Consider the following 14,688-nt stretch of genomic DNA (forward strand, 5'->3'; position numbering starts at 1 on the left):
AAAAGGACAGTAGCTAGTTTAACGCGTTTAGTGTAGCCGACTTAATGCACTTGCCATAAAGACTCCGCCTGAGTAACTGAAATCAAGTTGAAGGTTAAGCTCACTAAATCTGACACTTATAAATAACAGCAACAACCTTAGTGGGATCGCCCATATCAGTCTGTAACCAAACGATGTGCGTGCCACCCAATTGCTCTCCCTGAGCAATGGCAGACTCTTTAGCTTCATCTAAATTATTCTCGCGGCGGCTCACCCCAGTGACGATGGCAAAACTGTCGCAATGGGTCACTTCAAAATCGTAGGCCACATTTATGCGCCGATATAACTCACGTTGATCGGTTGCACACCCTGAGGCTAAGACGCAAAAACAGACACTTAATAGAAAAAATCTAGACAAATCAATCAACCCACTGAGTAAACACGCGGGTGAACATAAACAATTAAAACCAATAAAATTGTGAACTTGATCACATTTTTATTACCAAAGACAATACAATAAGTTACAAATATTAATTAAATATCATGTAGTTAAATAAAAGTTCTTTTATGCTTACCTGCAACACAGTTTCATCAATTTATCGTTATTTTGCTTACATCTGTAAAAAGTGCGCTTATAAAAAAATGCATTTGTAAAAAGTGTACTTGTCCAAAATTGTGCTGATAAAAAAGGGAGCTAAGCTCCCTTCTCTTCTGTAAAGCTATGTTATCTCACCGCTAGGTCAATACTTTAAGTACAAGCAGCTTAGGTTAAGATCTTGAATAAGTGCGCTTTCAGTGCCGCAAAATCAGCGGGTAAGTCAGCCGACAAGATAGGTTTGTGGGCAACGGCCTCAAGTTCAACCGGCAGTGGTAAGTTAAGATTTAGCTCTCTATCGACCACATCCTTAAATTTAGCGGGATGCGCTGTACCTAAGAATATACCCACTTCATCGGGCACTAAGGTTAAAGACAAGGCTTTAGCTGCAATCGCCGCATGGGGCTCAGACACATAACCTTGTGCATGCAACTCAGCTAATGCCAGTGAAGTTTGCTCTTCAGATAAACGGATACCCACTAAGTTACTCAGCGGCCAAGCTAATTTCTCACAAATGGCTTCCACTCGCGGCCAGTTACTTGGCTCACTCACATCCATCGCATTAGACATAGTCGCTTGGGTTTGATTGGGCTGCCATTGGCCGTTTTCTAAATAGCGCGGCACAGTATCATTCGCATTGGTTGCGGCGATAAAGCGTTTAACCGGTAACCCCATGGCTTTGGCGAATAAACCCGCCGTCAGGTTACCAAAATTCCCACTTGGCACTGAAATCACAGGATCGGCGTCGTGGCGTTGTTTAGACTGGGCAACGGCTTCAAAGTAATAACAAATTTGCGCAAGTAAGCGGCTGATATTAATAGAGTTCGCCGAGTTTAAGCTCAAACCCTCGCGGACTTCTGGATCATCAAAGGCGCGTTTAACCAGATCTTGGCAGGCATCGAAATCGGACGATACGGCAACTGTATGGATGTTTTTGCCCAAAGTCGTGAACATCTTTTCCTGTAGCTCACTGATCTTACCCTTAGGATAGAGCACCACCACATTGACTTTCTCAAGTCCATAAAAGGCATCGGCAACCGCGGCGCCTGTGTCACCCGAAGTCGCAGTCAGAATGGTTAAGCGTGTGTCGCCGACAAAGGTATTGACGCATTGCGCCATAAAACGCGCTCCAAAATCTTTAAATGCCAGAGTAGGACCGTGGAACAATTCGAGGCAAGCGCGCTGCTCATCGACGGCAACCAAAGGTAAATCGAAGTTAAAGGCACGCTCAACCAGATCATCAACCGCATCTTGGCCTAATTCAGAGGCAAGCCATGCACCGAGCACTTTTTTACTGCGCTCAACAAATGGCAGCGCCAGCAGCCCTTCAATATCGTCTAAGACCGGAATTTGGGTGGGAAAGAACAAACCTCTGTCCTGACCTAAACCTAATTGCACTGCCTCTTTAAAGCTCACTTTCTGCGAAGGGTGTTTTAAATTATATAGTTCCATGCTCACTCGACCTGTTGATGCTAAGCCTTAAATGCTAATTCTTGATGCATGCTCTTTATGCATAAAATGGATATTTAGCCTTAATGCTTAGTCTTGATACTAAAAATAAGAATTAATCGACTCTACGCGTGCCTTGCTCATCGAGGCGACACACGTGGGCAAAGCCACCCACCTCGGTTAAATAATGCTGTTCTAACCAGGTTTTAGCCGCATTTGCCGTGGCTAAATCATCGGTAATCGAAAACAGCGTTGGGCCACTGCCGGAAATCCCCGTAGTCAACATGTCTAAATCGGCTAAAGCAACTCTGGCATTGTCGTAACCCGGAATCGCAGCTGCGCGATAAGGCTCGGCTAACACATCTTTTAATACGCTGATCGCAAGCTTGGCATTCTGCTGATAAGAGGCATGTACAAAGGTACTTAAATAACGCCCAAAATCGATAGTGACACTTTTATCGTATTGATCAGGCATGAGTTTACGCATCATCGCCGTCGAAAGTGAAATCCCAGGATAGGCCACAACCCAATACCATTCTTTAAAACTCGGTATCGCTTCGCAAACTGTGCCCGGCACATTGAGCATCAATTGCATGCCGCCCAAATAACAGGGGGCGACGTTGTCATAGTGCACACTGCCGCTGATCTTGCCTTCAAATTCGCCCATCAGTTCCAGCAGGGCTTGCTCGTTGTAAGGTCTGTCAAAATGTTCATTCAAGGCATATAACGCCGCTACGACTGAACTTGCACTCGAACCTAAACCACTGCCAACGGGCAGGTTCTTTTCCAGTGTCAGCGCTACGCCTTCATCTGCTTTACCAATCGCTTCTAAATACTCCTTACTCAGGGCGGTTAAGAAGAATTCGGCACATTGGTACACTATATTGTCTTGCGGATTTTCAGGCAGTTTATGGGCCCAAGCACCGGTTTGCGCCAGACTCACACCCGATTCTGCCGCCGCGATAGTCACTCTGTCGCCCAGTAAACTGCCATCGATAGGCGCCAAAGCGGCGCCCAGTAAATCAAATCCGACTCCCACGTTACCCATAGAGGCTGGAGCGTAAACGGTCAAACTCATACACTCACCTCACGAGTCCAATTCAAGGTTCTTAATACATCGGCAAAGGCGCCAGCGGCGGTCACTTCCGTTCCCGCGCCATAACCGCGCAGCACAAACGGAATGGGCTGATAATAACGGCTGTAGAATGCCAAGGCATTTTCGCCGCCTTTAACACTATAAAGGGGATCCTGTGCATCGACTTCGGCGATACGCACTCGGCAGACGCCATCTTCAATTTGCCCCACATAACGCAGCACTTTACCTTGGGCTTTGGCCTGCGCCACTTTAGCGGCAATCGCCGCATCAACCTGCGGCAAACGCGCCATAAAGCTCTCAACATCACCTGAATCATCAAACTCGGCTGGCAATACAGATTCAACCTGCACATCACTGAGTTCTAGCTTTAGTCCCACTTCACGGGCAAGAATGAGCACCTTACGCGCCACATCCATACCGCTCAAATCATCACGGGGATCTGGCTCAGTAAAACATTTTTCCCGCGCCAGACCTGTTGCTTCAGACAGTGTCATGCCGTCATCGAGCATGCCGAAGATAAAGGATAAAGAGCCCGATAAAATACCATTAAACTTATGCAGCTTATCACCCGCAAATAACAGTTTTTTCAAGTTATCGATAACAGGTAAACCCGCGCCGACTGTGGTTTCGTATAAAAATTGGCGACGCTGTTTTAAGGCTGTTTGGCGAAGTGCTTGGTAATAAGCATAATCGCGAGTGTTCGACTTTTTGTTCGGCGTGACCACATGCAAACCTGAGTTCATCACATCCAAATACAGATCCGACACTTGCTCGCTCGAAGTACAATCCACCAGCACAGGGTTTAGTAATTGTTGCTCTTTCGCCCATGACAGTAACGCTGGGATATCACAGGCTTGCTGACTATCGGCAAGCAAACTAGACCAATTGCTTAAATCGATGCCTGCGCTGTCGAGTAACATCTTGTTGGAATTTACTATGCCACAAACACGGATACTGATGTGCTGCTCTTTGAGCATGGCGGATTGTTGTTTTATCTGCTCGAGCAGACCAGCACCCACGTTGCCGCATCCTACTAAGAACACATCTAAATATTGCTGCACATCGAAAAAGCCTTGATGACAAGCCGCCACCGCATGCTTAGTCTTACGCTGCTCGATCACAGTCGAAATCGAGCGCTCGGACGATCCTTGGGCGATGGCGATAATGTTCACGCTTGCCTGTGCTAACGCTTGGAAGAAACGCGCCGCAACCCCTTTGTGGGTGCGCATTCCATCACCAATCAAGGACACAATTGCCAGCTCATGGCGCATAGCGATAGGCTCAAGCAAATCACTTTTTATTTCTAATTCAAACTCTTGCTCTAAAGCCCACTTCACCTTGGCCGAATCAGACGTGGCCACACAGAAGCTAATGCTGTATTCAGAGGAGCTTTGGGTGATTAAAGACACAGATACGCCGCTGCGGGAAATCGCCGCTAAAGTGCGGCTCGCCATGCCAACCATGCCTTTCATGCCTGGGCCTGAAATATCGAACATGGTCTGGTTATCTAAATTGGAGATAGCTTTAACCTGTAAGCCGGTTTCATCGGCTTGGTTTGATACCAGAGTGCCGGGCGCATCAGGGTTAAAACTGTTTTTGATGTAACAGGGAATATGGAACTGGGCGATAGGTGCAATCGTCTTAGGATGCAATACCTTAGCACCAAAATAGGAAAGCTCCATTGCCTCTTGATAGCTCAGTTGTGACAACAACTTAGCATCGACAACCACCCGTGGGTCGGTATTATAAACACCGTCAACATCGGTCCAGATTTCACAACTTGAAGCATCCAAACAGGCGGCGAGCACGGCAGCAGAATAGTCAGAACCATTACGGCCTAACGTCACCACTTTGCCCTGTTCATCGGCGGCGGTGAATCCCGGCATTACCCATACACGTTTTTCACCTAGCGCCAACGCGCGAAACCTTGGCTTACTCACAGCGATATCAACGACAGATTCTAACGGACGACCACGACCTAAAAATAAGGCGCGTGGGTCGAGCTGAGCCGAAGTGATCCCCTTAGAAATCATCACTTGTTCCATCAAGGCTGCAGATAAACGCTCACCAGCAACCACGATTTCGGCGCGGATACCATCGGGACATTCTTGCAGTAATCCGATACCACGTAATCTATCCTGCCAGATCACCAGCTGGGCATTGAGTCCAGAAAAAAGCTGTTCGCTTTGCTCACTCGACAACACTGAGTTAACGGCGTCTTGGTACAGCGAAGTAAATACCCGCTCAACGTGCTGCAGCACAGGTAAATAATCTTCACCTTTAACGGCTACGTCGACCATTTCTAATAAAGCATTCGTCACAGTTGCAGGGGCCGATAGCACAGTGGCTATGGGTTCAAGCTTAGATGACTGAGCAACGATATCCGCTGCCATCGAGAATCGCTGCCAATTTGCAAGCGAGGTACCACCAAATTTCATTACTTTCATCTTGTTCTCCTGTACCGCGCCCGACTTAGAAATAAGAGCTAGAAACAAAAAAGCCCGCTTCTTTGTGGGAAGCGGGCTCATTGTTAAAATTCTTTAGGGTGTATCAGCCCGCCCCCACTATTGTTGTAGTGGTGGTTGTAATAATGGTAGTTACTACGAAACCTAGGCTATGCATGTGTTTGGGCTAATCCATGTTAATTTCTTGATAAACAGAATTGCTTTTTTTACCCGCGCTTGTCAACCCCTAAAATGGATTATTTATCAGCAAATCTTCACACTCGATAAAATACTGCATCAAGATTAGTTAATATAAAGTTTTCTAGGGGTAAAAATGCGATTTATGCAATAGATAACTGTTGACGTTAACGTAACAAAGCGAGAAAGCTATTAGATAATCACTTATTTTTCAGATAATTATTTATAGTTCACTTTTAACTAATGCGTTATTTGTTCTACCTCATCACTCAGGCCAAATTGACAGGCTAATGAGCAAAAATCACATTACACATGCTGTACCGCGTAAAACTGGCTTTAATCTGCCGAAAAAAAAGCTGTGCGATATCTAACATAAGCCACTTCAAATTATCGCCAGCACTAAAAAAGCACGTTATTATGCGCGCACATTCCGAACCGGAGGCGATATGAAGATCACTCAACACAGCGCGGTAACCATTCATTACCGTTTATCAGATCAAGAAGGCAGACTATTAGAAGACTCTTTCGACTCTGAACCTATGCTATATCTACACGGCACTGAAAACCTGATCCCAGGTTTAGAAGCCGCATTAGATGGTAAAACCAAAGGCGAAAAACTCGATGTCACTATTAGTGCCGAAGAAGCCTATGGCCCTTACCACGATGGCCTACGTCAAGCCGTGCCATTAGAAGCCTTTGGTGATATCGAAGATATCGTCCCAGGCATGCGCTTCATCGCCGAAACTGAAATGGGTCAACGCCCAGTCCAAGTTATGGAAGTAAAAGACGATGTTGTTATCGTCGATGGCAACCATCCTTTAGCGGGTCAATCACTCAACTTCAGCGTCGAAATCGTTGACGTTCGCGAAGCCTCTGCCGAAGAAATTGCCCATGGCCACGTTCATGCCCAAGGCGGTTGTGGAAGTCATGGACATGATCACGACCATGGCGGTGGATGCTGTGGCGGTTCAGGTAAAGAAGAAGCTGGCGGCTGTTGTGGTGGTTCAGACCACGATCATGGACATCACCATGAAGAGCATGAAGCCTGTGACACACCTAAAACAGGTTGTGACGGCAATGGCGGCTGTGGTTGCCGCGGCTAGATACAGATTGATGCTCAAGATGAGCTAGAAATAGTTTATCCCTAAGCGGTTGAACTGCCATAGTTTAACCTTTTAAGATGCACGCCCTTAATTTAAGGTCGTGCATTTTTTATACACAAGCGTTTATACTATTCGTAATAGATAAATAACTGACTGGTAAATTGAAAACATTCAAGTTTTATATGAATATTTTCAATTAGATATTGATATCAACCTGAGTTAAGCGACGGAGTGCTTATGTTAACCAAACCCCTTTACGAAATTTTGCCTTTTGGCTACATGGCGCTCGGTAGTTCGAGTTTTATTGCACTCGACATCAACTATGCCCTAGTCGCGGCAACAGTAGTGTTCGTCTTAGGTGCGAGGATCTACGTTATGCGTTCTCAAAACCGTCGAACTGACTCGGCAAGGCGACGTAAGTCAGGCTATCTTCCCGAAATTATTTATAACTTCTTACCTTTTATCTATCTCATAGCGGCATTGGCTATCTTTAAATTCCTTCCCAAGGACCTTTACCCTATTGTGGCTATCTGCTTACTCAGCTACGGCTTATATATTCTGGTGCGTCGTTCACTCTATCGTCGCCATAAGCTGCCCATCACGCCTTAAGGCAGAGTTCTATTCACCAAAACAAGCTCAAAATAATGTCCACAGGGCTTGTTTCCATGTGAGCATTAACCAATCAACTTTTGAACTTTCGCTCTATGCTCAGGAGACATATTTTTCAAGTAATTAGAACAACGCGTGATCGTCGCAATACTCACTTCATATTCTGCAGCTATGTGCCTTTGGCTCATATCCCCATCCAATAACAACTGAAATACCTTTAAGCGTCCGGCAACCGCACTACGCTCTTCTTCGGTTAACAGTAAATGAAACAACACAGAAAGATCTTCATAATTGCTGTGGCTCAAAATTTTTTCTAATACTAGATCCCAGTTCGCTCGCATAATAACCCTCATAAGTACTGTTCAAGCATTACATTGGCAGTCTAACAGATTTACTCTACATACAAATAACTTGTTACGTTTAGTCATCTTATCCAAACAAAAACTGACAAAAATGCTTCTAGTACATCAAGTTAATTTGTGTACAATAGAAGCGCAATGTCACACTTCGACGCTAATTTGTGAGAATACGATGAAAAAATTACTACTTACTCTCGTTGCCAGTACTCTATTGGCTTCAGCTGCACAGGCACACAATTTCGAAGATTCTAAAGATGCGATTGAATACCGCCAATCTGCATTTGGTCTTATTGCTTATAACTTCGGCGATATGGCTGCCATGATGAAAGGCAAAAAACCTTTCGAAGCGGAAACCTTCGCAATGCGCGCAACGAATGTTGCTGCATTATCAAAAATTCCTTTCGAAGGTTTTATTGATGGCTCAGACAAAGGCGACACTGAAGCCTTAGCCAAAGTTTGGCAAGACAGAGCTGATTTCGATGCAAAAATGAAAACTTTCCAAGAGAATGCAGCCATTCTTGCTACTGTTGCTCAAAAAGGTGATCAAGCTGAAATCAAGCAAGCCTTTATGAACACAGGAAAAAGCTGTAAAGGTTGTCACGACGTTTATAAGAAAGACTAGGGTCTGTTGATCTTTCGAGAGTGATTTTTAGACAGCATGGCAAGACGTTATAATTTGCTTCGCCAAAAGTAACCATAACCTCAAGCCATGCCAAGACTTATGCTAACCGATGCACGCTGGGAAAAGCTATTTCATTTAATGAAAAGCACAGGCCGTGTTTATGACAAACCTGAACATAGACAAACATTCGAAGGTATTCTTTACCGGCTTAGAACAGGTATCCCTTGGCGAGATTTACCTAAAGAGTTCGGTCATTGGAGCACGGTCTTTAGACGGTTTCATTTATGGTCTAAGAAAGGCGTTCTAGCACATTTATTCAAGGCCTTAGCCAACCTTGCTGATATAGAATGGGTCTTTATTGATGGCTCGATAGTGCGGGCTCACCAGCACAGTGCAGGTGCAGCGACGCTAAATAATGAGAGTATTGGTAAAAGTCGAGGCGGTAATTCAACCAAAATTCACTTAGCCGTCGACAGCGGAGGATTACCGATTTATTTCGAATTATCAGAAGGCCAAAAACACGATATTACACACGCCCCCAGCTTAATTGAACACCTGAAGCAGGTTGATACCGTCATTGCAGATAAAGGTTATGACAGCGATGCATTTCGTGAACTTATCGCAAATAAAGGCGGGAAATCTGTTATTCCAAGGCGCCGCTATAAGAATACACCTCAAGAAAGAGTCGATTGGTGCTTATATCGGTATCGACATTTAGTGGAGAATGCTTTTGGAAGAATTAAACATTATCGAGCAATATCAACAAGGTATGACAAGCTAGCAAGAAATTACGCCAGTATGGTGTCACTGGCGTTTATGTTAATGTGGCTGCCGATGTATTGCTGAACACCATTTGTACAGCAAAGATCAACAGACCCTAGTTCTATTTAGTTTTTCGTCCATCAAAAAGCCTGCTAATTAGCAGGCTTTTTGTTACTCAAACACTCTGCGTAAAACTATAGCACTTGCACTATCGGCCACATTAAATACACAAAGACCACAGCCGCTAATACAGCCAGCAGCACTAAGGCAAGCCACTCTGACTTGAATGTAAGATCACGATTCACGCTTGATGACAGTGTCACCTTAGAGACCTTCTTGTAGCCACTGAGCATAGCACCAACTAACTTATCGCCCTTGATGGCATGGATAACCACTGCCAGCACATGAATGGCACTCAGCGCTAGGATAAGGTTAAAGTTCATCTTATGTAGCCAAGTCAAAAATCCACTGGTATCTGAACTGACATAACTATAGAGCGGACCTTCGGTAAAAATATCATCAGTCGCAAAAAGGCCTGTGACTAATTGCAGGCTAATGATCCCAATCAGTGCGACAACCATGTAGCCACCAATAGGATTATGCCCCAGCACAACGGACATTCCCTTAGTTTTGATTGCTTTCAAGTAGTCGAGCACAACCTTAGGGTGATGAACAAAATGGCTAAACCTTGCCGTATCGCTACCAATGATCCCCCAAAGGATCCTAAATCCAATGAGGATCAGCAAACTATAAGCAAAAATTTGATGCCACTGCATTTCGCCAGCGTCAGCACTCCACCATAAAAGTGCCAACAGACACACCATGCCCCAATGGAAAATTCGCGTGGGTAAATCCCAGACCTTAATCTTAACGTGTTCAATATTCATAAAATGGGCAAACTCAAAGTGAACGAATGAAATAAGTTGAGGTATTTTATCGGGATTTGGGATGAAACTTAAAGTAAATATAAGTAAATAAGGGCAAAGACTGCGGAGTTATCCCATCGAATATGACCCGATTTAGCAGGCAATACAAGGCTTTTTGGCCAGGAATTATTGATATTTGTCTAAGTGATCAAATATCCAACGAACAGTAACTAACTGGCACAAAAATGTGATCTAGATCTCGTTTTATAGTGCAGACCTTGGTAATCTGAAATCCAAGGAAACAACAGAAGGTTCGAAATATGCTAAAGATTACTAGCAAGCAACTTGAAGTCACATCTCCTATTCGCGAACGTATTGAAAGCCGTTTCGAAAAACTTTCAAGGCATGATGTGCAACTGATAAATCCCCATGTAATCATTACGGAGGAGAAACCTGGTTTCAAAATTGAAGCATCGGTTGGCATCCCAAATGGAGAACTCTTCGCTCAAGCAAAACATGAAAATTTATATACTGCGATTAACGCTATGGGCCAAAAATTAGAGAAGCAGCTCAATCGCATAATACACAAACCGGAAGCACAACGTTCCACATCATTAACACCGACTAATAATATTGTTGAAGTTGACGACGAGTACGAGGAGGAAGATGCGGCATAATTTAAGTTTAGTGAGTGCGAGAAACGCATCACTTTGAGAGCAATAAAGTAGAAATATTTAATCAGATCACAGTTTTTACAAAAGCTTAGTGCAATCATTTTAATGATGAAAAAAACAGTTCGTTTGACTAAATACCTACTACACTTTACAAAGTGACAGCAAGAATCGAAGTGGTGCGAATTTAAATCGTTTCAAATGTTGATTTACTTTAAATTTTGATTTACATATATTGGTTAACAGATATTAAGTTATAAATAACGTTACTGGATATAACTAAGGAGAACGACCAATCTAAGCTATATCGTTTTAAGTACTAAGGGTTTTAAGTTCTAAGATTTACTGTTAATGATTAATTTTACTTATAATTTCCACGTTCAAAAGCTCAACGTTATACTTTCAACTAGGTTCCACTTTCAATAGTAAGTTAGGAAAGGAGGCAACGCAAAGCGAACAATTTGATAATATTGATATTGTTGATATTAGTTACAATCAAGTATGTTGGCATTCACTAAAGTAGTGCTCAATTTTGACCGAATAACAGGATGACCACCAGAAACAGGCGGCATTGCTCAATACCAGAGTAAACATAAGGAGCCGAGTACAGCGCAACGAGTACATTAGCGAAACCTTTAACTATCCAATTTTTTATATCCACAATGGAGGCCCAGGTAAAAATAAACAAAAGTCACATTAACATAAGCTACATTACCAAAAGTGCTTATTGTAAAACGGGTCGGCACCAATTCGTGCTAAACATCGAGATAAATGAGGTAACAACTGTCACATTTAGTTAGATGTAGATTAGTGATTTGAAGTGAGTCATATTTACACTGATATGTAAGTTAGCGTTTTTAGCGTGAGATTTAATGTAAGTGTTTAATGCAAGTGCAATACGTTGGTTTCATTAAAAGTTATTAGTTTACTTAGTGTTATTTGTATAGTAAAAACTGTAAATCGTATAAATATTTTTATGTAATGTGTTAACTTTTACCGTTAGTTGAGTTTTGATATTTTATAGACACCTTAAATAATGTTTAATTATCAACTAAAAAGGAGGGCATCTAGACTTGACGAAAAATGCAATAACAGTAAATGAGAGTTTGTTATACGCTCCAAGTATTAACACGTTAGGTTTTAAAGTAAAAAGTAATAACGTAAGTAGCAAGACATAAACGCATGACAAGGCTAAGCTGTTTTTACAGCAATATGTACCTAGTACAACTAATGAGCCGTAAATCGTTTATTTTAAATGTTAGTTTTAGTTTTTAATGTTATAGAACCATGTAAGTGTTAATTGTTAAAATATAAGTGCAAGACATGTCAACGTAAGTTCGCTGGTACTGCAAAAAAGCATAGTTTCAATGTTATACGCTATGCCGCATAAAGTACTTGTTAATGTTCATTGTAAATGCAAGTCGTTATCTAGTGAGTTGTTAACGTTTTACTGTTACACGTAAATGTAAGATAAACGAGTGTTTTACCTTGTCCCACACTGACCATAAGGAGGATAAACTCGCTTGACCATATATTCATACTCAAACCAGCGCACCCTCGGGTGCGCTTTCTTTTTAGGCTGTCTGTGAGAAAGTTTTGATTGACAGCTAAGCCCTAGCCCTTTAGTTTTAAGCCCATGAAAATGATAACAGCAGCTTTTTTTACTTTCTTTTTTACACCCCCACTCTAGGAGGCGGATTTACTGTGTAAAAACGAAAGTAAAAATCCAAAGCCTCCCAACTGGGAGGCTTTTTTGTCTTAAACGATTGATAAAATACATGGCGGCAATTGAGGTCAGAATGCATACACCACAGCCTTTAAATCAAACCCGAGAGCAGATCACCAATCTGGATAATGAACTGCTGGCATTACTCGCTGAGCGCCGTCGCTTAAGTCTAGAAGTGGCCCGTAGTAAAGAAGTGGATGTCAGACCCATCAGAGATACTCAAAGGGAAAAAGAACTGCTCGCTAGACTAGTGAAAGAAGGCAGAGAAAAGGGATTAGATGCCCACTATGTTATCTCCCTTTACCAAAGCATCATTGAAGATTCTGTATTGAATCAACAAGCTTACCTTCACGGCCGTGCCAACCCAGAAACACAAAAACAGCAGTATTGTATCGCCTACCTCGGTGCACGAGGCTCTTACTCTTATCTCGCAGCGACCCGCTATTGCCAACGCCGCCAAGTTGAAATGCTAGACTTAGGTTGCCAAAGTTTCGATGAAATAGTGCAAGCCGTTGAGTCTGGGCATGCTGATTATGGTTTCCTACCGATTGAGAACACTTCTTCAGGTTCAATCAATGAAGTCTACGATGTACTGCAGCACACCAGTTTATCGATCGTTGGTGAAACGACGATTGAAGTCAGCCATTGCCTTCTAGGAAAAGCTGGCAGTAAATTAGCTGATATCAAAACTGTCTATGCCCACCCTCAGCCTATTAGCCAATGCAGCAGATATTTAACTCAACACAAAGACTTGAGACTGGAATACTGCTCAAGCAGCGCAGAAGCAATGGAAAAGGTAAACCAAAGTCCAGATAACAGTGCTGCAGCGATTGGCAGCGCCGAAGGTGGTGCACTCTATCAGCTAGAGTCGATAGAAGCAGGTTTAGCTAATCAGAAGATCAACCAAAGTCGCTTTATCGTTGTTGCTCGCAAAGCCGTTGCCGTGCCAGAGCAGTTACCCGCTAAGACCACATTGATTATGGCGACGGGCCAAAAAGCCGGTGCATTAGTAGAAGCCCTGTTGGTTCTGAAAGCGCATCAGTTAAACATGAGCAAATTAGAGTCACGCCCGATTCCAGGAACACCTTGGGAAGAGATGTTCTATTTGGATATCGACGCGAATATCTCCAGTGAATCTATGCAGGCCGGTTTAAAGCAACTCGAGCGGATCACCCGTTTTATCAAAGTATTAGGCTGTTATCCTTGCGAAACAGTTAAGCCCACGCAACTGAGCAACAGCCAGTTACTGATTGAACCTAGCACCTCTAAGGATCAAGTCATCAGTGAGAATGGAGCAAATACCAGCCCTGTTCGATATAGCAAAGCCTATAAAGAGCAAGCTAGTGAGATCAACTGCGGTGCAATGACAATCGGTGCAGGGCATGTCGGTGCCATAGCGCAAATCACGCTGAATAATGACATTTCACACTTAGCGTTATCGGCTTTCGAGCAGCAAGTGAAACAGCTTAAAGAAGTGGGATTCCAAGCGGTTCTGCTCAATAGCGTTAATCAAGTGGCTATGGCGGAAGTGACCCTAGCTAAACTGCGCCAAATCCTGCATCAATATGGTCTGGTGTGCATTATTGCCATAGAGCAAGAAGCCGATATGCCATTAGCCGTTCAGCACGCCGATATGCTGTTCTTGGCGGGTAAGCAGATGTTTAATCAAACCTTACTCACTCAAGCGGGCACCTTACCAGTACCTTTAATACTTGAACGTAACGATATGGCAAGTTTTGAAGAATTACTCACGGCAACAGAAATTATCTTAAGCCAAGGCAATCAGCAACTTATTCTGTGTGACTCTGGCATTAGAACCTTAAATAACGCCAATCTACCCTCACTCGATTTGGCAAGCCTGATCCAGATTAAAGCCACGAGTCATTTGCCCATTTTGATCAACCCTAGCTATGCCGTTTCGGATGATGCCCTGCTGGTTCAAACCCAAGGTATTAAGCAGCTTAAAGTGGATGGATTGATACTCAATTGCCCACTTGACAGCAATAATGACTCTGAGTCGCTTAACTTAATTAGCGCTGTAGTGCGGGAATTATATCGGGCGGTCTAAACTTTGATCTTGAGTGATTTAATTTAAAGTGAAATGGGGTTAGTTCGAAGTATATTCAGGGATAAAAGGCACTTATTTTATCCCTGATTGACTGAAATAAGCCTGCTAGTCAGCGTGATGACTAACAGGCTTAATATTGTT

At 43.3% G+C, this 14,688-nt stretch carries 12 protein-coding genes and 1 other annotated feature; of the genes, 6 read left to right on the top strand and 6 right to left on the bottom strand.

The window, feature by feature from the left end:
* Nucleotides 1-103: 103 nt before the first annotated feature.
* The 4 genes from DYH48_RS14835 to thrA all read right to left on the bottom strand — a co-directional run bounded on the left by DYH48_RS14835 (nt 104) and on the right by thrA (nt 5,566).
* Nucleotides 104-406: a hypothetical protein gene (locus DYH48_RS14835; protein ID WP_014620644.1), complete on the bottom strand. Its 303-nt coding sequence runs from the start codon at nt 404-406 to the stop codon at nt 104-106.
* A 336-nt stretch (nt 407-742) separates the two neighbouring features.
* Complete coding sequence (gene thrC, locus DYH48_RS14840) at nt 743-2,026, bottom strand: threonine synthase (RefSeq protein ID WP_115335228.1); 1,284 nt, start codon at nt 2,024-2,026, stop codon at nt 743-745.
* 112 nt (nt 2,027-2,138) lie between these two features.
* The gene (gene thrB / locus DYH48_RS14845) at nt 2,139-3,101 is read right to left on the bottom strand and encodes a homoserine kinase (RefSeq protein WP_115335229.1); all 963 of its coding nucleotides are present in this window, start codon (nt 3,099-3,101) and stop codon (nt 2,139-2,141) included.
* A complete protein-coding gene (gene thrA / locus DYH48_RS14850) occupies nt 3,098-5,566 on the bottom strand; it encodes a bifunctional aspartate kinase/homoserine dehydrogenase I (protein ID WP_115335230.1) in 2,469 nt (822 codons plus the stop codon). Before thrA ends, thrB begins: the two co-directional genes overlap by 4 nt.
* 641 nt (nt 5,567-6,207) lie before the next feature.
* Here thrA and slyD point away from each other — a divergent pair.
* Nucleotides 6,208-6,864: a peptidylprolyl isomerase gene (slyD, locus tag DYH48_RS14860; protein ID WP_115335231.1), complete on the top strand. Its 657-nt coding sequence runs from the start codon at nt 6,208-6,210 to the stop codon at nt 6,862-6,864.
* Nucleotides 6,865-7,101: 237 nt separating this feature from the next.
* The gene (locus tag DYH48_RS14865; protein ID WP_115335232.1) at nt 7,102-7,473 is read left to right on the top strand and encodes a hypothetical protein; all 372 of its coding nucleotides are present in this window, start codon (nt 7,102-7,104) and stop codon (nt 7,471-7,473) included.
* A gap of 65 nt (nt 7,474-7,538) precedes the next feature.
* Here the strand turns inward: DYH48_RS14865 and trpR are convergent, their stop codons facing one another.
* Nucleotides 7,539-7,814 carry a trp operon repressor gene (gene trpR / locus DYH48_RS14870; RefSeq protein WP_006080802.1) on the bottom strand — a complete coding sequence of 92 codons (276 nt, stop codon included), beginning with the start codon at nt 7,812-7,814 and terminating at the stop codon, nt 7,539-7,541.
* 190 nt (nt 7,815-8,004) lie between these two features.
* On the opposite strand from trpR, the gene DYH48_RS14875 reads away from it, so the two are divergent.
* Both DYH48_RS14875 and DYH48_RS14880 read left to right on the top strand, forming a co-directional pair.
* Nucleotides 8,005-8,454 (top strand): c-type cytochrome, encoded by a 450-nt coding sequence (locus tag DYH48_RS14875; protein ID WP_006080801.1) that lies wholly within the window; start codon nt 8,005-8,007, stop codon nt 8,452-8,454.
* 87 nt (nt 8,455-8,541) lie between these two features.
* Nucleotides 8,542-9,300, top strand: coding sequence for an IS5-like element ISSod6 family transposase (locus tag DYH48_RS14880; protein WP_087486575.1), 759 nt, complete (start codon nt 8,542-8,544; stop codon nt 9,298-9,300).
* Between the two features lie 110 nt (nt 9,301-9,410).
* Here DYH48_RS14880 and DYH48_RS14885 read toward each other — a convergent pair whose 3' ends face one another.
* The gene (locus tag DYH48_RS14885; protein ID WP_011846177.1) at nt 9,411-10,103 is read right to left on the bottom strand and encodes a cytochrome b/b6 domain-containing protein; all 693 of its coding nucleotides are present in this window, start codon (nt 10,101-10,103) and stop codon (nt 9,411-9,413) included.
* Between the two features lie 299 nt (nt 10,104-10,402).
* Here DYH48_RS14885 and hpf point away from each other — a divergent pair, with 299 nt between their 5' ends.
* Both hpf and DYH48_RS14895 read left to right on the top strand, forming a co-directional pair.
* Nucleotides 10,403-10,759, top strand: a complete 357-nt coding sequence (hpf, locus tag DYH48_RS14890) for a ribosome hibernation-promoting factor, HPF/YfiA family (RefSeq protein WP_115335233.1) — start codon at nt 10,403-10,405, stop codon at nt 10,757-10,759.
* 1,635 nt (nt 10,760-12,394) lie between these two features.
* Nucleotides 12,395-12,511, top strand: a sequence feature (Phe leader region).
* Between the two features lie 41 nt (nt 12,512-12,552).
* The gene (locus DYH48_RS14895) at nt 12,553-14,547 is read left to right on the top strand and encodes a chorismate mutase (RefSeq protein WP_115336146.1); all 1,995 of its coding nucleotides are present in this window, start codon (nt 12,553-12,555) and stop codon (nt 14,545-14,547) included.
* The last annotated feature ends 141 nt before the right edge of the window (nt 14,548-14,688 follow it).

The sequence above is a fragment of the Shewanella baltica genome (assembly GCF_900456975.1).
GTDB classification, from domain to species: Bacteria; Pseudomonadota; Gammaproteobacteria; order Enterobacterales; family Shewanellaceae; genus Shewanella; species Shewanella baltica.

Coding starts and splice junctions, on each gene's coding strand:
- thrC (WP_115335228.1), bottom strand. CDS start 2,026: ATGGAACTATATAATTTAAAACACCCTTCGCAGAAAGTGAGCTTTAAA.
- thrB (WP_115335229.1), bottom strand. CDS start 3,101: ATGAGTTTGACCGTTTACGCTCCAGCCTCTATGGGTAACGTGGGAGTC.
- thrA (WP_115335230.1), bottom strand. CDS start 5,566: ATGAAAGTAATGAAATTTGGTGGTACCTCGCTTGCAAATTGGCAGCGA.
- slyD (WP_115335231.1), top strand. CDS start 6,208: ATGAAGATCACTCAACACAGCGCGGTAACCATTCATTACCGTTTATCA.
- DYH48_RS14865 (WP_115335232.1), top strand. CDS start 7,102: ATGTTAACCAAACCCCTTTACGAAATTTTGCCTTTTGGCTACATGGCG.
- trpR (WP_006080802.1), bottom strand. CDS start 7,814: ATGCGAGCGAACTGGGATCTAGTATTAGAAAAAATTTTGAGCCACAGC.
- DYH48_RS14875 (WP_006080801.1), top strand. CDS start 8,005: ATGAAAAAATTACTACTTACTCTCGTTGCCAGTACTCTATTGGCTTCA.
- DYH48_RS14880 (WP_087486575.1), top strand. CDS start 8,542: ATGCCAAGACTTATGCTAACCGATGCACGCTGGGAAAAGCTATTTCAT.
- DYH48_RS14885 (WP_011846177.1), bottom strand. CDS start 10,103: ATGAATATTGAACACGTTAAGATTAAGGTCTGGGATTTACCCACGCGA.
- hpf (WP_115335233.1), top strand. CDS start 10,403: ATGCTAAAGATTACTAGCAAGCAACTTGAAGTCACATCTCCTATTCGC.
- DYH48_RS14895 (WP_115336146.1), top strand. CDS start 12,553: ATGCATACACCACAGCCTTTAAATCAAACCCGAGAGCAGATCACCAAT.